The sequence below is a fragment of the Chryseobacterium sp. CH25 genome, assembly GCF_004119455.1.
Classification (GTDB): Bacteria; Bacteroidota; Bacteroidia; order Flavobacteriales; family Weeksellaceae; genus Chryseobacterium.
Genome location: NZ_NRQT01000012.1, coordinates 72,112 through 98,859, shown reverse-complemented (window position 1 = coordinate 98,859; position 26,748 = coordinate 72,112). Strand labels below are relative to the sequence as shown.

General features: G+C 36.4%; 27 protein-coding genes. 26 read left to right on the top strand and 1 reads right to left on the bottom strand.

The features are described 5' to 3' along the window. Positions 1 to 83: 83 nt before the first annotated feature. The 26 genes from BOQ64_RS20770 (at position 84) to BOQ64_RS20650 (ending at position 25,484) form a co-directional block, all read left to right on the top strand. Positions 84 to 1,217: a GNAT family N-acetyltransferase gene (locus BOQ64_RS20770; protein ID WP_129058657.1), complete on the top strand. Its 1,134-nt coding sequence runs from the start codon at positions 84 to 86 to the stop codon at positions 1,215 to 1,217. A gap of 68 nt (positions 1,218 to 1,285) precedes the next feature. Next, entirely contained in the window at positions 1,286 to 1,462 is a 177-nt protein-coding gene (locus BOQ64_RS23260; protein ID WP_164975861.1) for a hypothetical protein, read from the top strand. Positions 1,463 to 1,584: 122 nt separating this feature from the next. Then, a complete protein-coding gene (locus BOQ64_RS20765; protein ID WP_045492896.1) occupies positions 1,585 to 1,956 on the top strand; it encodes an NADH-quinone oxidoreductase subunit A in 372 nt (123 codons plus the stop codon). Positions 1,957 to 2,035: 79 nt separating this feature from the next. Beyond that, on the top strand, positions 2,036 to 2,596 hold the full coding sequence (locus tag BOQ64_RS20760) for an NADH-quinone oxidoreductase subunit B (protein ID WP_002983540.1): 561 nt from the start codon (positions 2,036 to 2,038) through the stop codon (positions 2,594 to 2,596). Positions 2,597 to 2,602: 6 nt separating this feature from the next. Further along, on the top strand, positions 2,603 to 3,097 hold the full coding sequence (locus BOQ64_RS20755) for an NADH-quinone oxidoreductase subunit C (protein WP_129058656.1): 495 nt from the start codon (positions 2,603 to 2,605) through the stop codon (positions 3,095 to 3,097). Positions 3,098 to 3,159: 62 nt separating this feature from the next. Further along, complete coding sequence (gene nuoD, locus BOQ64_RS20750) at positions 3,160 to 4,383, top strand: NADH dehydrogenase (quinone) subunit D (protein ID WP_047096007.1); 1,224 nt, start codon at positions 3,160 to 3,162, stop codon at positions 4,381 to 4,383. 104 nt (positions 4,384 to 4,487) lie between these two features. Next, entirely contained in the window at positions 4,488 to 4,997 is a 510-nt protein-coding gene (gene nuoE, locus BOQ64_RS20745) for a complex I 24 kDa subunit family protein (RefSeq protein WP_068939949.1), read from the top strand. A gap of 76 nt (positions 4,998 to 5,073) precedes the next feature. Further along, positions 5,074 to 6,432, top strand: coding sequence for an NADH-quinone oxidoreductase subunit NuoF (gene nuoF / locus BOQ64_RS20740; RefSeq protein WP_123859054.1), 1,359 nt, complete (start codon positions 5,074 to 5,076; stop codon positions 6,430 to 6,432). A 5-nt stretch (positions 6,433 to 6,437) separates the two neighbouring features. Then, on the top strand, positions 6,438 to 7,310 hold the full coding sequence (locus tag BOQ64_RS20735) for a hypothetical protein (protein ID WP_129058655.1): 873 nt from the start codon (positions 6,438 to 6,440) through the stop codon (positions 7,308 to 7,310). A 41-nt stretch (positions 7,311 to 7,351) separates the two neighbouring features. After that, complete coding sequence (locus BOQ64_RS20730) at positions 7,352 to 8,350, top strand: 2Fe-2S iron-sulfur cluster-binding protein (protein WP_129058654.1); 999 nt, start codon at positions 7,352 to 7,354, stop codon at positions 8,348 to 8,350. 97 nt (positions 8,351 to 8,447) lie between these two features. After that, positions 8,448 to 9,512 (top strand): NADH-quinone oxidoreductase subunit NuoH, encoded by a 1,065-nt coding sequence (gene nuoH, locus BOQ64_RS20725; RefSeq protein ID WP_129058653.1) that lies wholly within the window; start codon positions 8,448 to 8,450, stop codon positions 9,510 to 9,512. Positions 9,513 to 9,569: 57 nt separating this feature from the next. Beyond that, the gene (locus BOQ64_RS20720; protein WP_040996950.1) at positions 9,570 to 10,127 is read left to right on the top strand and encodes a NuoI/complex I 23 kDa subunit family protein; all 558 of its coding nucleotides are present in this window, start codon (positions 9,570 to 9,572) and stop codon (positions 10,125 to 10,127) included. Then, positions 10,127 to 10,624, top strand: a complete 498-nt coding sequence (locus BOQ64_RS20715) for an NADH-quinone oxidoreductase subunit J (RefSeq protein WP_129058652.1) — start codon at positions 10,127 to 10,129, stop codon at positions 10,622 to 10,624. Before BOQ64_RS20720 ends, BOQ64_RS20715 begins: the two co-directional genes overlap by 1 nt. A 4-nt stretch (positions 10,625 to 10,628) precedes the next feature. Continuing rightward, positions 10,629 to 10,958, top strand: a complete 330-nt coding sequence (gene nuoK, locus BOQ64_RS20710) for an NADH-quinone oxidoreductase subunit NuoK (protein ID WP_065396642.1) — start codon at positions 10,629 to 10,631, stop codon at positions 10,956 to 10,958. Between the two features lie 2 nt (positions 10,959 to 10,960). Next, entirely contained in the window at positions 10,961 to 12,874 is a 1,914-nt protein-coding gene (nuoL, locus tag BOQ64_RS20705; RefSeq protein WP_129058651.1) for an NADH-quinone oxidoreductase subunit L, read from the top strand. Between the two features lie 2 nt (positions 12,875 to 12,876). Further along, a complete protein-coding gene (locus tag BOQ64_RS20700; RefSeq protein ID WP_129058650.1) occupies positions 12,877 to 14,370 on the top strand; it encodes a NuoM family protein in 1,494 nt (497 codons plus the stop codon). A 152-nt stretch (positions 14,371 to 14,522) separates the two neighbouring features. After that, positions 14,523 to 15,902 (top strand): NADH-quinone oxidoreductase subunit N, encoded by a 1,380-nt coding sequence (locus BOQ64_RS20695; protein ID WP_129058649.1) that lies wholly within the window; start codon positions 14,523 to 14,525, stop codon positions 15,900 to 15,902. A 297-nt stretch (positions 15,903 to 16,199) separates the two neighbouring features. Beyond that, complete coding sequence (locus tag BOQ64_RS20690; RefSeq protein WP_129058648.1) at positions 16,200 to 16,682, top strand: hypothetical protein; 483 nt, start codon at positions 16,200 to 16,202, stop codon at positions 16,680 to 16,682. Further along, a complete protein-coding gene (locus tag BOQ64_RS20685) occupies positions 16,622 to 17,272 on the top strand; it encodes a hypothetical protein (protein WP_129058647.1) in 651 nt (216 codons plus the stop codon). Before BOQ64_RS20690 ends, BOQ64_RS20685 begins: the two co-directional genes overlap by 61 nt. Before the next feature lie 38 nt (positions 17,273 to 17,310). Beyond that, the gene (locus tag BOQ64_RS20680; RefSeq protein WP_129058646.1) at positions 17,311 to 17,814 is read left to right on the top strand and encodes a DUF4280 domain-containing protein; all 504 of its coding nucleotides are present in this window, start codon (positions 17,311 to 17,313) and stop codon (positions 17,812 to 17,814) included. A 17-nt stretch (positions 17,815 to 17,831) separates the two neighbouring features. Further along, the gene (locus tag BOQ64_RS20675; protein WP_129058645.1) at positions 17,832 to 20,108 is read left to right on the top strand and encodes a hypothetical protein; all 2,277 of its coding nucleotides are present in this window, start codon (positions 17,832 to 17,834) and stop codon (positions 20,106 to 20,108) included. A gap of 110 nt (positions 20,109 to 20,218) precedes the next feature. Then, positions 20,219 to 21,316, top strand: a complete 1,098-nt coding sequence (locus BOQ64_RS20670) for a hypothetical protein (protein WP_129058644.1) — start codon at positions 20,219 to 20,221, stop codon at positions 21,314 to 21,316. Positions 21,317 to 21,434: 118 nt separating this feature from the next. Next, on the top strand, positions 21,435 to 21,827 hold the full coding sequence (locus tag BOQ64_RS20665; protein WP_129058643.1) for a hypothetical protein: 393 nt from the start codon (positions 21,435 to 21,437) through the stop codon (positions 21,825 to 21,827). A 6-nt stretch (positions 21,828 to 21,833) separates the two neighbouring features. Beyond that, positions 21,834 to 22,487, top strand: coding sequence for an ankyrin repeat domain-containing protein (locus BOQ64_RS20660; protein WP_129058642.1), 654 nt, complete (start codon positions 21,834 to 21,836; stop codon positions 22,485 to 22,487). A gap of 86 nt (positions 22,488 to 22,573) precedes the next feature. Continuing rightward, positions 22,574 to 22,978, top strand: a complete 405-nt coding sequence (locus BOQ64_RS20655) for a hypothetical protein (protein ID WP_129058641.1) — start codon at positions 22,574 to 22,576, stop codon at positions 22,976 to 22,978. A gap of 187 nt (positions 22,979 to 23,165) precedes the next feature. Beyond that, a complete protein-coding gene (locus BOQ64_RS20650) occupies positions 23,166 to 25,484 on the top strand; it encodes a GAF domain-containing protein (protein WP_129058640.1) in 2,319 nt (772 codons plus the stop codon). 87 nt (positions 25,485 to 25,571) lie between these two features. Here the strand turns inward: BOQ64_RS20650 and BOQ64_RS20645 are convergent, their stop codons facing one another. Further along, positions 25,572 to 26,747 carry a Pycsar system effector family protein gene (locus tag BOQ64_RS20645; RefSeq protein WP_129058639.1) on the bottom strand — a complete coding sequence of 392 codons (1,176 nt, stop codon included), beginning with the start codon at positions 26,745 to 26,747 and terminating at the stop codon, positions 25,572 to 25,574. Between the last annotated feature and the right edge of the window lies 1 nt (position 26,748).

The window sequence follows — 26,748 nt, the reverse complement described above, 5'->3', positions numbered from 1 at the left end:
TTTTTAACCATAATCATATAAAAACTGTGCCAAAGTATACGATTTTATTATTTATATTTGTCCATAAATTACTCTCAAAAAACATGTCAACAGTTTCAATTATTGAAGTAAAAACTCCCGGTCAACTCAAGCAATTCGTAAGATTTCCCATGGATCTGTACAGAAATAACCCGTACTATGTTCCATCCTTTATCAATGACGAAATCAACATCTGGAATGCTGATGAAAATCCAGCTCTTCAATATTCTGAAGCGAAACAGTATTTAGCATACAAGAATGACAAAATTGTAGGGAGAATTGCTGTTCTTATTAATCACAAAGAGGAAAAAGAATTAGGAATCCGAAAAGTACGTTTTGGATGGATAGATTTTATTGATGATGATGAAGTTTCCCAGGCATTAATTCAGAAAGCAATTGATTACGCCAAAGAAAAAAACACCGATAAGATTGAAGGCCCAATGGGATTCACCAATCTTGATAAAGCAGGAATGCTGATTAAAGGTTTTGACCAGCTAGCCACCATGATTGGAATTTACAACCATGATTATTACCCAAAACATCTTGAAAAACTGGGATTGGTGAAAGAAAAGGAGTGGGTAGAATTTGAAATTATTTTCCCTGAAGTTTTACCCGATAAAATTCACAAATTCAACGAACTTATTTCCCAGAAATACAAACTGAAAGTTTTAAAATTCAATACAAAAGAAGAGATTATTCAGTATGTGGATCCTATGTTTGATCTTTTAGATGAAACATATAAGCACCTTTCCACCTACACTCCTATTTCTGACGAACAGCGTAAAACATATAAGGAAAAATATTTCAAGCTTATTGACAAGGACTTCATTGTTTGCATCGTTGATGAGAATAATCACCTTATTTCCTTTGCGATTACGATGCCTTCTTATTCCAAAGCATTGCAAAAATCCGGAGGGAAACTACTTCCGTTTGGCTGGTGGCATTTTCTGAAGGCAGGCAGAAAGAATGACAGAGCTAATTTCTACCTGATTGGTATTCATCCTGATTACCAAAGAAGAGGTGTAACCTCTATTATTTTCAAAGAAATCTGGAAAATATTCAGAAAAAAAGGAGTCAAATATCTGGAAACGAATCCTGAACTGGAAGAAAACAAAAGCATTCAACTTTTATGGCAGGATTACAACCCTGTGAACCATAAGAGAAGAAGAACGTACTCACTTGAGATAAATGATAAGTGATAATGATGAGTGGGGCAAGACTCACTCTCCCACTCTAAAACCCTCCCACCCTCAAACACCCTTACTTCATGAAGCCACAACTTATCATTTTTGCTGTTTTAATTGCAGGATTTATCGCCTACAACTTCTTTTTCCAATCACATGATGACAGAACAAATACGATGATTAACATTGTTTTTGCGAGTCTTCTTTTTGGATATATTGCATTTATGGCTTACTCTGTCCTTAAAAAAATGAAGAAATAATTCGTTATTTTTATTGATTCTAAATTGTAGATTTTCTCTATTTTCACCCGACTTTTAAGCTGATAAATTTCATGCTTTCTTGTTTATTCGTTAAATTTGCAAATTGAGATAATAATGCAAAAATGAATTTACCTGAAAGTTATATTCCAATCCTTATTCAGGCAGGTGTAGCAGTAGGATTTGTCGCTGTTTCATTGCTTGGAGCCCATTTCTTAGGTCCAAAACAGAAAAAAGGAGATTCTGTAAAAAACCAGAGTTGGGAATGTGGGGTTCCTAGTGAAGGAAACGCAAGAACACCGTTTTCTATCAAGTACTTCCTGACTGCGGTATTGTTCGTACTATTCGATATTGAAATCGTATTCTTTTATCCTTATGCGGTAAACTTCAGAGAATTCGGTATGGAAGGATTCCTTGCTGTACTTACGTTCGTTGCGATCTTCTTCGTGGCGTTTTTCTATGTTTGGAAACGTGGTGCACTAGATTGGGATAAATAAAAGCAAATTATGAGTTTTGAATGATGGATTTTGAATCAATAATCCAGCATTTATAATTCAAAATCTAAAAACAAACAACATGTCAGATAAAAAACCAGTAATAAGAACAGATGCACCTGCTCCCGAAGGATATGAAGGAGAAGGGTTTTTCGCAACAAAACTGAGCAGTGTAATCGGTATGGCAAGAAAGTTTTCACTTTGGCCATTGCCATTTGCAACCTCTTGTTGTGGTATTGAGTTTATGGCTACCCTGAACCCTACTTATGATGCTTCAAGATTTGGTATGGAAAGAAACTCTTTCTCACCAAGACAGGCAGATATGCTGATGGTTTGCGGAACTATATCAAAAAAATTAGGACCTGTCCTAAAAGAAGTATATACTCAGATGGCAGAACCAAAATGGGTAGTAGCTGTTGGAGCTTGTGCTTCCAGCGGTGGTATTTTTGATACGTACTCTGTACTTCAGGGAATTGATAAAATTATTCCGGTAGACGTTTATGTTCCTGGATGTCCTCCAAGACCAGAACAGATTATTGAAGGAGTAATGCAGGTACAGGCTCTTGCAGAAAGCGAAAGCATCAGAAGAAGAGACATGCCTGAATATCAGAAATTATTAGATTCTTACAACATAAGCAACTAAACGGAAATGACAAACGAATTTGTATTAGAAGCAATCACCAGAGAATTTCCGGAATCTGTTATTTCAAGTTCAGAACCTTATGGTATGCTGACTATTGAAGTGAAGAAAGAAGATATCAAGAAAATCATTCATTATCTTAAAGATTCAACACTTGAATTTAATTTCCTTACAGATATCTGTGGTATTCATTACCCGGAATTCCCGGAAAAGGAAATTGGTGTTGTATACCATTTACATAATATGATGGCCAACTTCAGATTACGTCTGAAGATCTTTATGTCCAGAGAAAATATTGAAGTAGACTCACTTGTTGAGTTATATGCAGGAGCTAACTGGATGGAAAGAGAAACGTATGATTTCTATGGGATTAAATTTAAAGGACACCCGGATCTGAGACCTATTCTGAATATGGAAGATCTAGGATACCACCCAATGTTGAAGGAATATCGACTTGAAGACGGTACAAGAACCGATAAGGACGATAATATGTTCGGAAGATAAAAAAGCGAATGGCCAATGGCAGCTAGCCAATAGCCAGAAGCAAATAGCTAAAAGCAATCATTATGAAAGATAACTCATTATCTAATATACTAAACCAGTACGAAAGTAAGGAACAGATTGACGGACAATTATACACCCTGAATCTAGGACCTACTCACCCTGCTACTCACGGGATTTTCCAGAATATCTTAACGATGGACGGAGAAAGAATCCTTCACGCTGAGCAAACGGTAGGATATATCCACAGAGCATTTGAGAAAATTTCTGAAAGAAGAAACTATTCTCAGATCACTACCCTTACTGACCGTATGAATTACTGTTCTGCACCCATCAACAACCTTGGTTGGCACATGACAGTAGAAAAGCTGATTGGCGTTAAAGTTCCAAAACGTGTAGACTATATGCGTGTTATCTTGATGGAGCTTGCAAGAATCGGTGATCACCTGATCTGTAACGGGGTAACCGGGATGGACTCAGGAGCTATTACAGGACTTACCTATATGTTCATCGAAAGAGAACGTATTTATGATATGTATGAGCAGATCTGTGGAGCAAGGATGACAACCAATATGGGAAGAATCGGAGGATTTGAAAGAGATTTCACTCCTAAATTCCATGAGTTACTGAAAGACTTCTTAAAGACTTTCCCACCAAGATTCAAAGAATTCTGTACCCTATTGGAAAGAAACAGAATTTTCATGGACAGAACCATCGGTACAGGAGCTATTTCTGCCGAGAGAGCATTAAGCTACGGTTTCACTGGTCCAAACTTACGTGCAGCAGGTGTAGATTACGATGTAAGAGTTGCACAGCCTTATTCCTCATACGAAGATTTCGACTTCATTATTCCTGTAGGAACTTCAGGAGATACTTACGACCGTTTCATGGTTCGTCAACAGGAAATCTGGGAATCCATTAAAATTATCAAACAAGCATACGAAAACCTTCCTGAAGGGCCATTCCACGCGGATGTTCCTGATTTCTATCTTCCTGAAAAGGCAGATGTATATCAAAAAATGGAAGCTTTGATTTACCACTTCAAAATTGTAATGGGAGAAACCGATGTACCGAAAGGAGAAGTTTACCATGCAGTAGAAGGTGGAAACGGAGAATTAGGTTTCTATCTTGTGAGTGACGGAGGAAGAAGCCCATACAGACTTCACTTCAGAAGACCATGCTTCATCTACTATCAGGCATACCCTGAAATGATTACAGGTTCTGTAATTTCAGATGCCATTGTAACGATGTGTAGTATGAATATTATTGCGGGAGAATTAGACGCATAAAAAGAAGATGTCAGACATCAGATTTCAGATGTTAGACTCTTCGCTTTGTATATAAATTTAAAATCTGATGTCTGAAATCTGACATCTGAAATCTTAGATAAAAAATGAGCGAAACAATAGCTTTTAAACCGGAAAGTTTAGCACAGGTACACAAAATTATCGCAAGATATCCTGAAGGAAGACAGAAATCTGCTCTTCTTCCTGTACTTCACTTGGCACAGAAAGAATTCGGAGGATGGTTAGATGTTCCTGTGATGGATTATGTTGCCGGACTATTAAGTATCAAACCGATCGAAGTATATGAAGTGGCTACTTTCTATACCATGTTCAACATGAAGCCGGTAGGTAAATATGTTTTGGAAGTTTGCAGAACAGGACCTTGTATGGTTTGTGGAAGCGAAAAAATCCTTGACCATATCAGAACGAAACTGAACATTAAAGACGGAGAAACTACTGAAGACGGTATGTTCACTCTAAAGCCTGCTGAATGTCTTGGAGCATGTGGTTATGCACCAATGATGCAGCTTGGTAAGTTCTTTCATGAAAATTTAACGATAGAAAAAGTAGATGAAATCCTTGATCTTTGCAGACAGGGACAACTTGCTTTAGACTAAATAAATTTTAACACATTAAATAGCCATAAGCTAAAGGCTACAAACCAATAGCTGAACGCTAAAAGCATAATAAACAATGAGTAAAAAACTTTTACTTAAAGACGCACATATAGAAGGTATCCGCTACTTTGAAACCTACCGTAAACAGGGAGGTTATACTGCAGCTGAAAAAGCCTTGAAAATGACTCCTGACGAAATTCTTGAAGAAGTAAAAACTTCAGGACTAAGAGGACGTGGTGGAGCTGGATTCCCAACAGGGATGAAATGGAGCTTTTTGGCAAAACCGGAAGGCGTTCCAAGACACCTTGTAGTAAATGCGGATGAATCTGAGCCTGGAACATTCAAGGACAGATATCTGATGGAGTTCCTTCCTCACCTATTGATTGAAGGAATGCTAATTTCATCTTTCTGTTTAGGTTCAAATGTTTCTTATATCTACATCCGTGGAGAATATTCATGGATTCCGGATATCCTTGAAGAAGCAATTGAAGAAGCTAAAGCAGCAGGATTTTTAGGTAAAAATATTTTAGGAACAGGTTTCGATCTTGAAATCTATGTACAGAGAGGTGGTGGAGCATATATCTGCGGTGAAGAAACTGCATTGCTTGAATCCCTTGAAGGAAAAAGAGGTAACCCAAGATTAAAACCACCTTTCCCGGCTGTAAAAGGTCTTTGGGAGAGACCAACAGTGGTAAACAACGTTGAGTCTATTGCAGCAATTGTTCCAATCATTGATATTACAGGTGCTGAGTATGCTAAAATTGGTGTAGGTAGATCTACAGGTACGAAATTAATTTCTGCTTGTGGAAACATCAACAAACCAGGAGTATACGAAATTGATATGACGATCACTGTAGAAGAGTTCATCTATTCTGATGAATACTGTGGTGGTATTAAAGACGGAAAAAGATTAAAGGCTTGTATTCCTGGAGGAAGTTCTGTTCCTATTGTTCCAGCAAACTTATTGTTGAGAACCGTGAACGGAGAGCCAAGATATATGAACTACGAATCATTAGCTGATGGTGGTTTTGCTACCGGAACAATGATGGGTTCAGGAGGTTTCATCGTTTTAGATGAAGATCAGTGTATCGTAGATCATACAATGACTTTAGCAAGATTTTATCACCACGAAAGTTGTGGACAGTGTACTCCTTGCCGTGAAGGAACGGGATGGATGCATAAGATCTTAAAGAAAATTGAGAAAGGAGAAGGTAAAATGGAAGACATTGATTTACTTTGGGATATCCAGAGAAAAATCGAAGGAAACACGATCTGTCCATTAGGTGATGCAGCGGCTTGGCCGGTTGCAGCAGCTATCCGTCACTTCAGAGATGAATTTGAGTGGCACGTGAAAAACCCTGAGTTATCTCAAACTCAGAACTATGGATTGGCACATTATGCAGATCCTATCCCAGCGGTTGAAAAGAATGCGTAGTTGAAATGAAAAGATTGTTTGTTGTCGGCTTAATGATGTCGAGTTTTGTTTTCGGACAAAAAAAAGATTCTTTAGTAGCAGAAAATAATGCTGATTTGTTTAAAGCTCCTGTTTATCAAAAACCAGAGCCTTTAAGCAAAAAAGGACAGATGTTTGTTTTTTATGGATGGAACAGAGCTGCATACAGCAATTCTGACATCCGTTTTAAAGGAAATGGATATGATTTCCAGTTGAATAACGTAACTGCTCAGGATAGACCTACAAAATTTGGACTTGTTTATTTTGATCCAAGTTGGTTTACAGTAACGCAGTATAATTTCAGATTAGGATATTTTATTAAAGATAATTTAGCGCTTGTTTTAGGGATTGACCACATGAAGTATGTGATGGATCAAGATCAAACCGTTAACTTTAGAGGACATATTTCAGATCCTGAATATGCAGCCATGGTTCAGAACGGTCAGGTTAACCTGGCAGATGAGAAGTTCCTTACTTTTGAACATACAGACGGACTTAATTACGAAAACTTAGGTCTTGAAAAATACCAGAACCTTATCAACAAGAAAAATGTTGATTTAGTTTGGTCTTACGGTGCCGGAATTGGAGTAATGTTCCCGAAAAGTAATATCAAGCTTTTTGGAAATGAAAGAAGTGACCGTTTCCACGTTGCTGGTATGGGAACTGATATAAGATCCAGTATTAACTTAGTGCTTTGGAATCATATAATGGTAAGAGTAGAAGGAAAAGCCGGTTACATCAATATGTGGGACATTAAAACTACATTGAATAACAAGCCAGACAAAGCACAGCAGGATTTTGTTTTCGGACAGATTATGGCTGGAATTGGATATACATTTAATACTAAGAAATATAAATAACAAAGCCTATTGCTTAATGCATAAAGCTTAAAGCATACGATATGAGCGAAGAAGTTAAAAAATTCAAAATAACTATAGACGGACAGACTACTGAAGTTTTGCCTGGTACTTCTATTCTGGAAGCAGCAAGACAAATCGGTGGTAAATCTGTACCTCCTGCCATGTGTTACTACAGCAAATTAGAAACCAGTGGTGGAAGATGCAGAACTTGTCTTGTAGAAGTTTCTAAAGGATCTGAAGCAGATCCACGTCCTATGCCTAAATTGGTAGCAAGTTGCAGAACGAACGTAATGGACGGTATGGAAGTTAAAAACCTTACTTCTGAGAAAGCTCAGGAAGGAAGAAAAGCGGTTACCGAGTTCTTATTGGTAAATCACCCGCTGGACTGTCCTGTTTGTGATCAGGCAGGTGAATGTCACCTTCAGGATCTTGGATATGAGCATGGAAATCTTGAAACAAGAACAGAATTCGAAAGAAATACTTACGAAGCTGATGATCTTGGACCGAACATCAAGCTGAACATGAACCGTTGTATTCTTTGTGCTAGATGTGTATTAGCTGCTAATCAATTAACAGGTGAAAGAGAGCACGGTATTCTTTTCAGAGGAGATCACGCTGAAATTTCTACTTATTTAAATAAAGCTTTAGATAATGACTTCATTGGAAACGTTATTGACGTTTGTCCTGTAGGAGCATTAACAGACAGAACTTCCCGTTTTGCCAGCAGAGTATGGTTTACAAAACCAATGAACGCAACTTGTAAATGTGATAAGTGTTCAGGAAAAGCTGTAGTTTGGATGAAAGGTGACGAAATTGTAAGAGTTACTGCAAGAAAAGACCAGTGGGGTGAAGTTGAAGAATTCATCTGCGATACATGCCGTTTCGAAAGAAAATCTTTATCAGACTGGAATATCGAAGGTCCTAGACATATCGACAGACACTCTGTAATTTCATTGAACCACTACGAAAAGCCTAAAGATGAGCTAAGAGTTTTAGACAATCCAATGGCTAAGGAAATCAGTGAAAAAGACGAAAAATAATTTTAATAAAGACAATTAGATTTCAGACACAAGACATCAGACTTAACCTCATATCTAGTATCTGACATCTCACATCTAAAAATCTTTACAACAAAAAATGGATTTACTTACATTTAAACTTATACTTGTACTAGCACTTTTCCTGCTATCGCTTACGATTGCAGCCTACTCTACCTGGGCAGAAAGAAAAGTTGCCTCTATCATGCAGGATAGAATTGGTCCTAACAGAGCTGGACCTTTCGGATTACTGCAACCTCTTGCTGACGGTGGAAAATTCTTCTTCAAGGAAGACTTTACGCCTGCTAATGCTGAAAAATTCCTTTTCGTATTAGGTCCGGCTTTAGTAATGTTTATTTCACTAATCACCGGGGCAGTTATTCCTTGGGGTAAAAGTTTAAATATTGCAGGTACTTCTTTTGATCTTCAGGTGGCTAATATTGACGTTGGTGTACTTTTCATCATCGGAATGGCTTCCATCGGGGTTTACGGAATTATGATCGGAGGTTGGGCTTCGAACAACAAATATTCATTATTAGGTGCTATCCGTGCTTCTTCTCAGATGATTTCTTATGAATTGGCGATGGGATTAGCACTTCTTTCTATCATCATGATGTCTGGAAGTTTAGACTTAAAAGAAATTACTGAAAGTCAGACTAGTGGAAAACTATGGGGAGTTATTCCTTGGGTTTCCGGAATGAACTGGAACATTTTCTACCAACCAATCGCTTTCCTTGTATTCTTTGTAGCAGCACTAGCTGAAACCAACAGACACCCGTTCGATTTACCTGAGTGTGAATCTGAATTGGTAACAGGATACTCTACAGAATATTCTTCCATGAAGTTAGGATTGTATATGTTCGGGGAATACGTGAACATGTTTATTTCTAATGCTTTCATGGTGGTTCTTTTCTTCGGAGGATACAACTATCCTGGTATTGATTGGGTAACAGAAAACTGGGGAGAAAACGTTGCAGGAATCTTAAGTATCGTAGCATTCTTAACGAAAACTGTAATCGGAATCTTGATCTTCATGTGGATCAGATGGACACTTCCAAGATTCAGATATGACCAGTTAATGCACTTAGGATGGAAAACATTAATCCCAATGGCATTAGTAAACCTATTAATTACAGGAGCTGTAATTTTAGCATTTGCAAACTAAGAGATAAGAATATATTTTTAATGCTGGATACAGATTCAGCCTAAAAAAATTAAATAAATGAAACTTACAAACAGATCAAAAGTTGTTTCCAATAAAGAAATGACCCTTGCTGAAAAAATCTACCTTCCTGCAATCTTTACAGGGATGGGGATTACATTTAAGCATGCTGTAAGAACCGTGATAAAAGGTGCTCCCGCAGTATATTCGTATCCGGAAGTACAGAAGCCAAGAACTACCATCTGGAGAGGTCAGCACGTTTTGAAAAGAGACGAGGAAGGCAGAGAAAGATGTACTGCTTGCGGACTTTGTGCGGTAGCTTGTCCTGCAGAAGCCATTACAATGACTGCTGCTGAAAGAACTAAAGAGGAAAAAGGACTTTACAGAGAAGAAAAATATGCTTCAGTATATGAAATCAATATGCTAAGATGTATTTTCTGTGGGATGTGTGAAGAGGCTTGTCCTAAATCTGCCATCTATCTTACAGACAGATTGGTAGACGTAGAAACCAACAGAGGTTCTTTCATTTACGGAAAAGATAAATTAGTTGAAAAAATAAATGAAAGGATTGACATCACGACAAGACAATCCGAGAAACAAAAAAATGCGGTAAAATAATGGATCAGTTTTTATTTTTCTTGGTGGCGTTTTTAGCAGTGTCAAGTGCAGTTTACTTTGTATTTGCAAGAAACCCTTTATATGCTATTTTGTCATTAATTGTTACGATGTTTTCAATTGCCGGAATGTACATTCTTCTGAATGCACAGTTCTTAGCAATCATCCAGATTATAGTGTACGCAGGTGCCATCATGGTACTTTTCCTTTACATCTTAATGATGCTTAACCTTAATAAAGCAGACGAAAGTAAGAAGGGTAATACTTTAAAATTTATTGGAGTTTTTACTGCAGGTCTTCTTTTAGTAGGAGTTTTAGGAGTATTCAGAGGAGTTCAGCAAAACCACATTGTTGTTGAGAATGTAGACAGAGGTGTTGGTCTTACGAAGAACCTGGGTAGACTTTTGTTTAATGAATATGTTTTACCGTTTGAGCTTGCTTCCATCCTGATTTTAGCAGGTATTGTAGGCGCGGTATTAATCGGTAAAAAAGATTTATAAAATTATGGGAGAAGTAAATACATTTATACAAAGCATCCCTTTGGACTACTTCATTATCCTTTGTTCAGTATTGTTCTGCTTAGGGGTAATGGGCGTATTGCTTAGAAAAAATGCTATTGTGATTCTGGGCTGTGTAGAGCTTATGCTTAATTCTGTAAACCTTTTATTGGCTGCTTTTTCAGCATACAAAGGAAACGGAGACGGACAGCTTTTAGTGTTCTTCATTATGGTGGTTGCTGCTGCTGAAGTAGCGGTAGGTCTGGCAATTATTGCTATGCTGTATAGAAATACCCGTTCTGTAGATGTTAGTATATTTAATAAATTAAGAGGATAAGAATGGAGAATTTAGTATATGCAATAGTACTTTTACCACTTTTAGGGTTTCTTATTAACGGTTTATTCGGAAAAAATCTTCCAAAAATAGTAGTTGGTTCTTTAGCAACAGCTATGGTTTTCGGATCATTCTGTATCGCTGTAAGTCTTTTCATGAATTTCAATTCTGAAAGCCAGCCTGTAATCGTAAAAGCTTTTGAATGGTTTAGAGTAAACGGAGTTCAGATCAATTTTGGATTCCAGATCGATCAGCTGTCTTTAATGATGGTAATGATCATTACGGGTATCGGTTCACTGATCCACTTATACTCTATCGGATATATGAGTCATGATAAAGGATTCTATAAGTTCTTTACTTACCTGAATCTTTTCATCTTCTCAATGTTACTTTTAGTGATGGGAAGCAACTACCTTATCCTATTCATCGGATGGGAAGGTGTAGGTCTTTGTTCTTACCTATTGATCGGATTCTGGTATACCAACGAAGAATACGGTAAAGCGGCAAGAAAAGCTTTCATCATGAACAGAATTGGTGACTTGGCATTATTGATCGGTATCTTTATGATTGCTGCTCAGACGAATGCTGTAGATTACCTTTCAGTAGCTGAAAATGCTTCAAAATTTGAATTAGACGGAACAGTGATTATCTTTATCACAGCGAGTTTATTCATCGGTGCTACCGGTAAATCGGCTCAGGTTCCATTATATACCTGGTTGCCAGACGCGATGGCTGGGCCAACTCCTGTTTCTGCGTTAATTCACGCGGCAACGATGGTAACAGCGGGGATCTATTTAGTAGTAAGATCTAACTTCTTATTTACTTTAGCACCTACTGTACAAGGAGGAATTTTATTCATCGGATTCTTAACGGCGGCTTTAGCAGGATTCTATGCATTACGTCAGAACGACATCAAAAAAGTATTGGCATACTCTACAGTTTCACAACTTGGATTTATGTTCATCGCTTTAGGTCTTGGAGCTTATACAACAGCTATGTTCCACGTAATGACGCACGCTTTCTTTAAAGCTTTACTATTCTTAGGTGCAGGTTCTGTAATCCATGCTATGAGCAACGAGCAGGATATGCGTTTCATGGGAGGTTTAAAAAAATATATTCCTCTTACCCACGCTACATTCTTTATCGGAACATTAGCAATTTCAGGTTTCCCTTTATTATCAGGGATGATCTCTAAAGACGAAATTTTAGTAGCAGCTTTCGCTAAAAACCCTATTTACTGGGTAATCTTATTTGTTTTAGCGGCAATGACTGCAACATATATGTTCAGACTATACTACCTTACTTTCCACGGAGAGTTCAGAGGTACTGAAGAGCAAAAACACCACTTACACGAAAGCCCGTCTAATATGACATTACCATTGATCGTATTGGCTATCCTTTCAGTAGTTGGAGGTTTCATCAACTTGCCACACTTCATCGGTCACGGACACTATGCTAAATTGATGGAATGGTTAAAGCCTGTTCTTACGGAACAAAGCTACAGCCAAATGGAAGCTACTCTTTCCGGAGTAGATTTCAACACTGAAATGATCTTATTAGCAGCTACAGTATTAATGTTCTTCTCTGTATGGTTTATCGTAAGAAATACCTACGTGAAAAAGAAAAAAATGGCTGTGGCAGAAGAAAGTTATACCGGATGGGAAAAGCTTTCTGCTAAGAAATTATATGTAGACGAACTTTACAACGCATTGATTGTAAAAACTGTTGAAGGATTAGGACGCGGAGGAAAAATGTTTGATAAGGGTATCTTAGACCGTTTTGTAAACTTTGTAGGTGATGGTGCTGAAGACAGCGGTAAAGCTATGAAGCGTGTACAAAACGGAAATGTAGAGACGTATATTCTTATCATGTCTTTAGCTGTGGGAATTATATTAATTGTTAACTTTTTATTACAATAATAATGTCTTGTTTATTATTAACATTATTACTATTACCTCTAGTAGGTTCGGGATTAGTTTTTGCATGGAAGGGTAATTCCAGCAAATATTTGGCACTAGGGATTGCATTGGTACAAATGCTTCTTACGTTCTACATACTATCGGATTTTGATTTTACTCCGACAGTAGACAGCGTATTGCAGCACGAGATCAATTATCCGTGGTCACAGTTTATGAAGAGTTCTCTTCACTTCGGTATCGATGGGATGAGCATGCTTCTTTTATTGCTGACTAATATTTTAGCGCCAATCATCATTTTATCTTCTTTCAACGAAAGTGTAAGCTACAGAAATACATTCTACGGATTGATTCTGTTGATGCAATTCGGTCTTGTAGGAGTATTTACTTCTTTAGACGGATTATTGTTCTACATTTTCTGGGAAGTAACTTTGATTCCAATTTGGTTTATTGCCGGACTTTGGGGACAAGAGAATAAAAGGTTTGAATTCACTACGAAATTCTTCGTATATACATTCGTTGGGTCTTTATTTATGTTAGCCGGATTGATCTATGTGTACAACCACTCTGCATCTTTCGCTTTAACGGATCTATACAATGCACAACTGAATGAAGTACAACAGACTGTGGTATTCTGGTTCATTTTCTTTGCTTTTGCAGTGAAATTACCGGTATTCCCTTTCCATACATGGCAGCCTGATACCTATACCTACTCTCCTACTCAAGGATCAATGTTGTTATCTGGTATCATGCTTAAAATGGCAGTGTACGGGGTAATGCGTTATTTACTTCCAATCACTCCGCTTCCGATTGCAGGAATTTCCGGACAGATTGTAATTATCCTTGCTATTGTGGGAATTGTTCACGGAGCATTGATCGCGATCATCCAGTCTGATATGAAGAGAATCATCGCTTATTCATCTTTCTCTCACGTAGGATTGATGGTAGCAGGTATCTTCGCTTCTGCAGTAGTTACTTTAAGAGGAACTTTCAATGTAGAAGGTGCTGAAGGAGCTTTGGTACAGACTTTCGCTCACGGTATCAACGTGGTGGGATTATTCTACTGTTGTGATATTTTATACAAGAGATTTAAATCAAGAGACATCAGACAAATGGGTGGTTTAGCTAAAGTAGCACCTAAGTTTGCTGTTTTATTCTTGATCATTATATTAGGTTCAATGGGAGTTCCATTGACGAATGGATTTATCGGAGAATTTATCCTGTTAAAATCAGTATATGATTTCAACGGAACAGCAGCAGTAATTGCTGGTCTTACGGTAATTCTTTGTGCGGTGTACTTATTGAGATTCTACGGAAAAGCAATGTTTGGAGAAGGAAATGCAGAAGTTTTAAGCACAGCAAAAGATTTATCTGGTGTAGAATTCTCTGTATTGGCTAGTTTAGCGGTTTTCGTGATCTTACTTGGTATTTTCCCACAACCGGTAATCGATATGGTAAGTAGTTCAGTGAAGTTTATCTACACAGCGATGGCTAACTAAAAAATTAAAAGATTTAAAAATTAAAAAAATAAGAGATTAGAGAAGAGTAAGAGACAGGAGACTGAGAGACTAGAGACAGGTGACAAAACCTGGAATTTAAACTCTTACCCCTTGAACTTTAAACTTCAGATCTCACATCTCAAATCTATATTATGAGTGTTTTAATTATTGTTTTCCTAACGGCAGTTATTGCGTTATTTTCAGGAGTTTTCGAGCAAGGAAAATTCGCAAGATACATTGGGATTTTGGGTTTAATCATCGCATTGTACGTAAGCTTTATGCCTGAATGTTCGTTCTTCGATCAATACAAGCATATGTATGAATACAGTGCCAATACTGCATTATTCACTAAATTATCCATTGTAACAACCTTATTGTTATTCTTCCTGGGAGGTTTTGCATTCAGCAATCACAGAAGCCACCAGTCAGAATTATATGCATTGATGCTATTTGCATTATGTGGTGGAATTGTTCTTTTCGGATACCAGAACTTGGTAACAATGTTCTTAGGTGTTGAGATCCTTTCTATTCCATTATATGTAATGGCTGGTGCTAACAAAACTGATCTGAGATCAAACGAAGCTTCGATCAAGTATTTCTTAATGGGTGCATTCGCGACAGGTTTCTTACTTTTCGGGATCGCGTTCATCTACGGAAGCGCTGGAAGCTTTGATTTATATAAAATCCATGACTTTGGAGTAGCAAATACAGGGAACGTAATGTTCATCTTAGGAGTATTGCTTATCCTTTGTGCATTGGCATTTAAAGTTGCATTGGCACCTTTCCATATGTGGAGCCCTGATGTATATGCAGGATCACCTTCATTAATCACAGCATTCATGGCGAGTGTGGTAAAAATTTCAGGTTTCTTCGCATTGTTCAGATTAATGACAATCGGATTTGCCGGAGTCACTCACGAATGGATTAATGTACTTGGAGTATTCTTAATCATCACTTTATTGTTAGCGAACGTTATGGGTCTTGCCCAGACGAATGCAAAAAGAATGTTGGCTTACTCTTCAGTATCTCACGCGGGATACATCGGGTTGGTATTCTTCGGAATGACAAGCCTTTCTACTTATAACTTAGCGTTCTATTTATTCGCTTATGCTTTATCTACAGTAGGAGTTTTCATGTGTCTGATCTGGGTAGAGAAATTAAAAAGAGAAACTTCTTTCGGAGCTTTCAAAGGACTGGCAAAAACAGAACCTTTATTGGCAACAGCAGCAGCTATCTCTATGCTTTCAATGGCAGGAGTTCCGCTAACGGCTGGTTTCATGGGGAAATTTGCTTTATTCTCCCAGGCAATGAACGGAGCAGCCTTCTTAGTATTAGTAGCAGTTCTAGGTTCTGCCCTATCTATCGCTTACTATTTAAGACTGATTATCGCAATGTTCTTCTTTAAAGAATCAACATTCAAATCATCAGAAAAAGTAACACTTACTTACAATATTGTTGCGGTATTTGTAATCGCTTCAATTATCATCCTTGGAGTTTTCCCGGATCTGTTTGCAAAAGTGTTCGGATTATAAAAAGTTATCCATACAATATCAAAAACCTTTCAGAAATCTGAAAGGTTTTTTTGTGATTAAATTTTTAAGACTGTCATAGAAATGAAATCCTATGAAATAACTTTTCCAGAAACACAGCTTCCACTTTAACACCAGATTAAGGATATCCGAAGTATAAAATTACTCCCTGATTTCAGGGATAATTGCCTTATTAATAAACGTTTCACATGATTTGGAAGGTTTTTTTGTAAGATTTTTTCTAAATTTCACGCTGAGAAATAAATCTCAGTATTTTAATAATCATTAATCACCAATCACATGATTACTTATATGACACTTCCAGGCGATACGTTGGAAAAAATTGCATCTGATCTGAAAGTAGAAAATCCAACCTATCTCAGAGATTTTCATAATAAGCATTGTGCCGTATATGACAGGCTTGCAGAACCGATAAAGATGAAACCGGGAATGCTGCTTCTTATACCCTTTGGTGATGAAATCACTAAACTTAACCAGGAAATCAATGAAAACGGAGACAGTTTATATTACCATCCGCCTCATGGAAAAATACCTTATCAAATTCCTTTGCTAAATGGCGCTTATACAGTAACACATCAAAAACTCGAAAATGGAATTATACAGAGCAGTTATTCATACCAAACTGAACTTAAGTATCTGAGAGCTGAACATGATGATCATTTCTTTTCACTACAAATATTTGTTCTCATAAAAACGGAGCAGTGTCAGACAGTAAAGCATCAAGCTTATCAAAAGCATCTGCAGCCATCTTATTTCCTGTAGAAATCAGAGTAAATAAAAAAGGTAAAGTTACAGAAGCAAAATTCTTTCATTCAGAAACAGTGATTAAAAGTGAACTGGATGCTTTAAAAAAATATTTTACAGATGATCTGTCTGCATCTTACATTGATCAGCTCAAAAAAATGACTGAAGACAATGATCAAATTTTAAGAAACATAAGAAATACATTACCTCTTCAGTTTCTTTTTGGTGCTTTTTACAGAGCAAAATATAAAGAGTGGACGGATTCTGATCCCTACTATGAATTTATTCCCTGGCTGTCAAATGCCTCTCCTATCCGTTTTGAACTTTATAATTGCATCTTTCCTAAAAATAAAGACAATGATACAGTAAAGATCAAACAATTTGGAAAATCATGCGACTACCGGAATCTGAATCAGCTTTATAATAAAGAGTACGAATATCATGAGCAGTCACCCATCAATAATTATTCAGTGGCCTGTCACCATGATGCGGAATATACTTTTAATCTTACCAATCTGATCATTCAAAAAGTCACTGCACATTTTGAAAATCAGATCGGAGATGTAACAGAACAGGATATTTTTACTTTAGAAAAACAGTTAAAATAAACTACTAACCATGATCCAGCACAAAAAAACCACAAAATATGTCCGAATCCACCTCACCACATGACGGAAAACACTTTGTCATTCAGAAAGGAAAAGCACAGTGTAATCAAGGGGACCAGTTCCCACAGTTTAAAGTAACTTCCCATCAGAAACATTACTGGAATGATAAAGAAGGGCAGGCAAATTTTTTGGCTGTCACCGAAAACGACCTTCAATTTACCCCTCAGGGTCCCAGTTTTGGAAAATGTAAACTGAAACCAACCCCGGGTGGATATCTACCCTGTGCTTATGCTCCCGCAGGCAAATGGCAGAAAACTTATGATAAAGTAAAGGTGTTGGGCAATAGCTGTGTCACAGAAATATCAGAGCTCATGTGTTCTACAGGGGGAAAAATCTCCATTATGGAACATGGACAAACCGCATCAATGAGCAAGCAAAATGTAAAAAGTGCTGATCCACAAGAGCAGCATAACATCAATCCTTTTGTAGATTTTAAAGAATTCCAAAAGGTAACGGAAGATGATGAAGTGGATGCTTACTAAACTTAAACTTTTCAGCCATGTCAAAACAAGGAATATATAAAATATCGGGAAATACAAAACCAAAGGTTGGAGAACCGGTTACCTATAAAATTGAAGAATGGTACCCTGCTACTCCATTAGAAAAAAGAAACCCGGCACGTGTTACCTGGCATCTTTTCAAAAAGGTAAACGGAAAATTTGTTCCCACCAATATCAAAAAAGTGGGCGTAAGCAGTTTTACGTTTAACACAAATGCCTACAAGGATACCTTCAGAATTGAAGCTTACCTTCATAATCCGGAAGGAAAAGCTCCCATGGCCTTAGAGGTACAGCCACAGCCTAGTGATGTCCCAAGGATCAATAAAGTTGAATTAAAATATATAGACGATACTCCGGGAACAGTCTTCAGTTTCTCTGAAAAACTGGTTGCAGAAGCAAAATGTATGAACCTCGAAGGACAATATCTACAGTTCACCCTTTGGGAAGATGATGCTCAAAACGCAGGCCATAATAATAAAAACCTATTGATTGGCAGCAAAAAAGAAAAAGTAAAAAACGAAACCGCCAGAGCAGAATTCATACTGACACAAGCACTTATGAAAAAAGCGATGGAAGGAGAAACAGATCCTAAGCAGCTGGAATTTTATGTGACTGTGGAATATTATGCCCATAAAAAACATGCAACTGATAATATAAATATCAATACTCCTAAAGAAATTCTACCTCCTGAAAAGTCACAAACTAAAACAGATCCTTCTCCACCTCCGAAAAAAGAAATTCCTAAAGAACAACCTAAGAAAGAAGCCACACCAGCAGAACAAAAAGGCAAAAGCCAAAAAGAAGAAAAAGAGGCTAAAGCAGCCCCTAAGGAAGATATTACTGATAAGGATAAAAAAGTATGGGACTGGTCTGAAGCCAAAGGAAAAATAGATAATCAACAGCCCCCAACCCCTACTCCTCCAAAAGAAATAAGTCCGGCACAAGTTAACAGCGTTCCTGATCCTCAAAAAACAGAAACCTGCATCTGTAAAGAAAATCAATTTAACTGGGGCATTAAATTAACCTGTGAAGAAAGGAAAAAAGTATTGCAGGTATGTGCTGAACTTTGGGGAGAGCAACATAAAAAAGAAAAGGCTAGTGAGCTTATGTCTGTAATGCATCTTGAAACCAATACCACTTTCAGCCCTGCAGCAGACAATAATGCCGGTTATTCAGGACTTATACAATTTAGTGATGCTTCTGCAAAATCTGTAGGTTCAACACGAGCTGCATTGAAAAAAATGACTTTTGTGCAGCAGATGGATTATGTAAAAAAATATTTTGAAAAGAAAAAAGCGGCCCTCAAAACAATGACAGATCTCTATCTACTCGTCCTTAAACAAAATGCAGTAGGACAAGGAGCTAATGGAGATTATGTATTGTTTGATGAAAGTGTATCTGTACCTAATGCACCATATGATATAAATAATTTAAGCAGAGAACCTTGGGTTACAAAATACGGCTATTCCAGTAATCCTTCTTTTATGAGAGAAAAAGGAGAGTGGGCACATATAAGAAAGTTTAACTCATATTCCCGAGGATCAATTGATAGAAGAGGTTTTGAAAATGGCAAAACTTATGTCTGGGAAGTCACTGATAAACTTGTAAAAGAACATTATAACCCAGGCAAAGCACAATTTTTTAATGGTACTTGTGAAGAGAAACCTCAGGAGAAAAAGAAGTCGAATGGCAAATATCCACCTTGGGTAGATATTGCTATTGCTGAAGAAGCTAAAATAATACGTGAATCAACACATTGTAGCTATATTATTAATACTTATCATGCCAGTACAGATAATGCTAAAATGTCAAGATGTGGTTCTGAAAAAGATGCTTCGAGAGCAAATTCTGCATGGTGTGGAGCATTTGTAGCTTATTGTTTAAAAACTTCCGGCCACAAGTATCAGCCAGACCCTGGTGCCATTTGGCATGGTAAGGAAAATTTAGTAAAAAGGAAGAAGGGAGCACCTTATGAAACTGAAGAAAAATGGGGTAAAAAATATACCGAAATGTATATAGGCGGAATTGTAGAATGGCATAATAACGGACATACAACAATTGTTGTAGGCATAGATAAAAGTAATAGTAAAAATTATATACTTTTAGGAGGTAACCAGGATAATGGGGTAAGATTCTGGACAGCTCCAAAAACAAAAGTTCATGCATATTGCATTTTTCCTGCTGATTATACCGGGGATTTATTACCTTTAGAATCTATAGAACCTTCAGATCTTAGCCCGAAAGCTCAAAAATATAGTGAAGGAAATACCGCTTAAAATTTTATGAAAAAAGTTACTTTAACCATTTTAGTATCATTAACAACTTTCTTTTTGCATGCAAAAAGGAAGATCAGAAGACATTATCTAATTCTACCAAAATAGACAGTATGAGCTTACATCATAATAACTCAATAGAAAAAATTCTTGAAAATCAAATCATGGCTGGCTATGCTATCAAAGAAAAAGGGCTTGATATGATTAGTGATTATAAATATCAGAAAGAGGATTATGACGCTATTAATAGTTTATCAATTGATATTCTTAAAAAGAATGGGTTTAAATCTGTTAGTAACGAAGAGTTCCAAAATAAGCTGAAGACTATTTTTAATGTAAGAGCTGAAAAAAATAATCTTATTTTTCTAATTGAATATCCCTGTACTCAGGATAAAACGGTCTATCAGATAGACGGGAACTATGTTGTAAGCAATAATAACCCCATATTTATAGATACAAAAAATAATTTTTTACTGGAACCTCTTTTTATTCCGCAACTCATAGATTATAAATCTCAATATCCAGCAGTACATCAGAAAGAAAAGGAGATTCCAAAAGAAAAACTGGTAGACGGAGCTAATGTTGATATTATTAAATGGGCAGATGTTAAAGACCTCAATGAAATACAGTTCACTAATAATCAAAGGCTTATTCATAGAAATAAATATCTGTTCAATGATGTGAAAGCAAGTCTTACATGGCTTAAGTTTAATGATAAGCTTTTTCTGGAATCTTTGGTTAAAACCTTTGGATATACAAAAGATAAAAGCCTGTTAACCTTTGTTTTAAGGAATAGCTATAAAAATATCGATGAATTACAGAAAGTACTGTGGAACGAGAGATGTAATGAAGATATTATATTCAATAAAGAGGTTTTCGATGTCATTTCCGAAGCTCAGGAACAGGATCAGATCGATTATCTAAGAGCTGTTTCAGATTATCTGGTAAAAGAAACAGGCAATAATAATTCGCCATTAGATAAAAAATCATCCATAAAAGCTGAAATATTAGGGAAAATAGCCTACTACAGCACAAAAATTGGGGAGAAGCACAATATGTATTATGACTTTTTCAGTATTCTAGGAAGCAGAGAGGGCGGTGCTCAATATGAAGAGGAATTCAAAAAAGCTAATTATTATGGTATTTCAGATTTCAAAAACGTCTGGGAAGAAACCAGAACAGGTGGTGTTTCCGGTCCTGGAATGGAATAAATTGACAAAATCAGAAGCTCAGCACAGTAAAATATAAGTGAAAACAAAATTGAAGAACTATATTCTCATCTTATTATTTCTAAGTCTTTTTTCATGTAAAAAAGACAATCATAAAACAATGGTTCAGCCCACAAAAAATACAGAAAATGTAGTTGCTCAAGCTCAGAATACCTCAACAAAACCTACAGCAGTTTCAGATCCCTGGAAAGGCAACTATCATTTTGAAGCCTTAAACAGAGATCAGATTAAAACAAGTTATGACATTACCATTATCTCTCTCAATGATATTTCAATTCAGATTAATGATGATGGAGATAAAGTATCCTATTCTCATATAAAAGCAGAAGTTCTTAATGATGATAATATAAAATTGGCTTTCGACCCTTCATTAGAAGATGAAATGGGAATTATTTACATCGAAAAATCGGATGATACCTATTTAATTTCCGGTTACCCGATCTATTTTATTAACCCGGGAAATAATGAGATGCCTTTAATAAAGGAAAAATAAATATTTATGATTAAAAATGTACTGGCTGCAGTAACCATAATTTCATTAGTGAGTTGTTCTCCTAAAGAAAAAACACATCCCCAGCCAAAAACAGAAAAAGGAATTGTAAAAGATACGATAGCAAAACCTCAGCAAATTGTTGAAACTCTATCTCAGGATCAGGACGATCATTTAAAATATAATAAACTGGGATTGGCTGTAAAATCCGGAAACATTGACGAAGTTGGAAAACTGTTGAAAAACGGTGCTGATATAAACAATGCCGCAGAAGATGAATATTATGCTTACGGAGCTTTGTATATTGCCATCAATACAAAAAATGAGGCCATGGTGAAATTCCTCATAGACCATAAAGCAGACCTGAATACCCAAATCAATGAAGAAGGATACTCTCTTCTTATAGCAGCTATCGATTCCAGGAATCTCAATATTGTGAAGCTATTGATACAGTCAGGAGCAAATATAGAAACATTTACCGATCCCGAAGGAAACAAAAAGTTTATTCCTTTATTAGAAGCTACTCAAGCCAACCAACCTGAAATGGTTACATTATTGCTTGAAAAAGGTGCTGATCCGAAAGAAACCTCCTTTGAGGGATTCTCTGCCTATAACTATGCCCAAGAGAATAATAAAAGCATCTTCAACTTATTTAAAAAATAGTCCGTCCGGATCATTGTATGACAACAAAAGTACTTCTAACATCTCTGTTCATCATTTCCGTTTTATCTTCCTGCAAGAAGAAAACGATGCAACAGAAAATAGAGAATCTTCCACCAGTACCTACTACAGCTACAGCACCTCTTCCTTCTAAAGAAACAACCATAGCGGATGTTGAAAACAATTCATTTACTCTCAGCTGTGGTTCAGGCTGTGCAGCTACCTATACGGCAGAAGATATTTCCCAGGATAAAACTTCCGTAAGAGTAAAGTTTAAAGTGGATAATTATCTGAATGATGAACAGACAGAAACTACTTATGAAACATATCTTTTTTACTACAGCAATACTGGAGAAATTGTTAAAATCATCAATGAGGAAAATCAAAATAACATTCTGGATAATTATATCCTCAGTGCTCAGGAATCATTCAAAGAATTTGCTGCTTCACTCGTTCAAGATAAGAAGATTAAGCTTCCACAATCAAAAGAGTAAGATAACAGAATATATGAGATGACTGCCAATATTTTCAAAAAGAAAAGCATAAGTTTCTAATGTTGTATACATTTTTATTATTTCATCAAAGAAACAGAACAAAAGAACAATAAAGTATCATTTTTACCAATCTGAAACAGACTTGGAAATAGTCTTTTTTTCATAACTTTACTCTAAATTTCAGCAGTTGGCTAATCTCTACAAAAAAGACTCCCCCTTTCAGGTTTATATATCATTCAAAAAGTATTTGGATGTATTGGAGCATATCCGTTATAATGACCGCTTGGAATATAGGGTGAACTATGCTGAATCTCTCATTGACAGGACAAAGAACTTTAAGGAACTGAAAGAAGGTTTTCAGGATATCAGTCTTTTAGAAAAACATGGCGACCTCATCAGGTTACTTCTTGCAGACCTCTTCCCTACCGGACTTACCCACAATGAAATAAAAGCGGCAAGTATTCCGCTCTCCAACATCACCTTTAATTATACCGAAAGATTTAAAGGAATCCTTAAAGATGCAGGAAAAGACTTTGAAATAGAACTGAGGAATATTTCAGATAATGAATTTTATGTGTTCTGCTGCTGTCTGATTCTTCAAAGCTATTTCAAAAAAGATATTAAAAGTACGCTTCCATTTTATTATGATATTCCCAATAAACAGGGAATCATGAAGCATTATAAGATTACCGTAAATTCAGATTTCACTGAAATTTTCCCTACGGAAGATGCCAAAATCCCTTCCAACGATATTCTGGATATGCTGTTGGAAAACCTGGATGACTTTAAGCTGTGGAAAAAATATTTCCCTTCACAATCCTGGATACTGAAAGGGTTTACCATTATTTCCCTTGTGGATTGCACTTCTGAGGTAGCATTATCTGATCTGAAATCAAGCATGATAGAGATTGATCCCGAAGATTTAAATCCCAATGAAAACCTTACTGAAATCTTCAAATCTTATTTTGATGTAGCCGAACTTAATTTCGGGCTGATGACTTTCAACAAGAAAGAACAAAAGCTCGATAAACTTCCTATTTATGAAAGTGTTTTAACGAATCATATCCTTGATTTCTGGATCAATACATTTGATGAAGAAACCAGGATCAATACCTTCAATAATTTAACTCACAATTCAAAACCCATTGTGGTTTCCAATGTGAATAACCTGGATGAAAATGTCAGACAGCTTCCCTCTTTTACTATTTTAAAGGATAATAATGTCAACAGTTTCATGGTAATTCCTATCATGAAAGACAATGATCTGCTTGCCATCATGGAGTTCACCTCTCCTATTGCCGGTAGTTTTAATGGTTTAAAGCTCAAAAAAATGGAGTTTTTCTCAGACATGATTCTTTTCTCTCTGAGCAGATTCTATTTTGAAAAAAATTACCAGATAGAAGCCATCATCCAGCGTGAATACACTTCAATCCACGACAGTGTGGTATGGAAATTCAGGAATGAAGCTGAAAAATATTTTACGGCATCACTTGGGAAAAAAATATATACTTTAAAGCAGATCTCCTTTAAAAACCTAACTCCTTTATTTGGAGTATCCGATATCCGTTCTTCCTCTGAAAAACGCTTTAACTTAATGCTTCAGGATCTCAACCAACAAATTGAGTGGCTTATTGATATCCTGACATTAACAAATTCCGATTCGGAAAAATTCACACTGGCACTTGATATTTTTGAGAATGAACTGAATAATGAGATCAAAGCTGACACGGAACAGCGTTTTCAGAGATTATTGAGAGAAGAAATTCATCCTTTCCTGCAAGCCAAACTGGAAGTAAGATCACCACGGGAAGTAAAGACAAAGATTAAGGATTATTTTTTACAAATGCGTCCTCAAACTGATCTGTTCTATAATCACAGAAAAAAACTGGATGATTCCATAACCCTTCTCAACAGAAAACTGGCAGATATGCTGGACGAAAACCAGATTAAAGCCCAGCAGATCTTTCCTCATTACTATGAAAGATTTAAATCTGATGGTGTAGAACATAATCTGTACATCGGCCAGAATATTGCACCGGAACTACACTATACTTCAAAAGTTGTACACAAATTAAGATACTGGCAACTGAAAACCATCTGCAAAATGGAACTGGAATTTCAGTCTTTTAAACAGGATCTTCCTATTTCTTTGGATATCGCTTCTCTGATCTTTGTGTATAATGAAAAAATAGACATCCGTTTCCGAATGGATGAAAAGCGCTTTGATGTAGACGGAGCCTATAACTCTTACTACGAAATCATTAAAAAACGTCTGGATAAAGCCCATGTAAAAGATTCTTCAGAACGTATTACAGCTCCGGGAAAAATTACCATCGTCTATTTCGGAATGGAAAACCAGAAAGAATATCTGGAATATGTCACCAGGCTTCAGAAAAAAGGTATTCTGGAACATGATGCAGAGTTTCTAAAGGTAGAAGATCTACAGGGAATTACAGGGTTACTGGCATTGAGAGTTTCAATAAAACAGGATAATTCAGTAAAATAAAACCTGTTTTTTACCTCCTCAACTAAAATTCTTTGTAAAAAAAATCAGCCAATATCAATTGGCTGATTTTTTATTATTTTATTTTCATTAAAGGCTAAAGAATGCAAACCCAAAAGACAAGACGGAAATAATAATTCCGGCCATAAAGATCTTATAAGTAATGGATAATAGCTTATACTTTCTGTCCAGAACTTTTCCGAGATAATACAGATCTTTCACCATAGAGTCATAAATATAATCTCTGTCTTTAATTAAGTCTCTCATCGCATTCTGATAATCATCAAACAGCATTTGCTGAAAGTTTCCGAAGAACAGCAGATTCACTTTTCTGTTCACAATATCCTGAGAAGTAAACGTTGTCTTGGTAACATTAGGCTTCGTAGATAATATCGCAAATACAATTGTTAATACACTTGAAAGTAACAGGATAAAGCTTGGCAGAATAAGATGTGAATTTTTAGGAGCATCCAGCTTCGGAACCAATACAGAAAGACAAACTGAAATAATCACGGCATTTACTGATAATAGAATATTCGCTTTACTGTCTGCAATATCACTCAGTCTTGTATGATTGTTAAGCGTTACCCTGAATAAGGTATCCACACTTCTGTCTGATTTTTCTTTATCTTTTTTATTCTCAGATTTAGCATCAGTAGTATCTTTTTTCTCCTCTTCTTTGCCCAGCTTCTTCTCGATCTTCTTGATATTTTTCTTTTTTAATGGCTCCCAGTTTTCTTTCGCATAATCGGTATAAAAAGTATGCTTATTTTTAAGCATATCCAGATTTCCGGCATTCCATTCTTCATTAGAGAAACATCTTACATTGGTAAGCTCCCACTCCTTTCTTAAGGCATCGGAAATATCATTATAATCGTGACCCGCAAAATGACTGAAATCAGCATCTTTCACAATTTTTTCCAGTAAATTCTGAGGAACATAGGTAATTTTAGTAGCCAGAATCAGTTTTTCTACATCGGAGATATAGCTTTCCGGATAATTTTCTTTTTGAAGAAAACTCTTCATGATCTCCACTCCTCTTTCTTCGTGGTTCATGGCACATTCTATATATCCTGTATCATGGAACCATAAGGCCACAAGTACTTTTTCCTGATCTTCCTCAGAAACAGGAGTATGCTTCATAATCTCCTCGGCCTTATTAACCGTATAGGCAGTATGAATAAAATTATGATAAAAATATACTGAAGATAACTTATCTTTGAATAAGATTTCAACATAATTTTTAGCGTTGTCTAGAATGTTCATT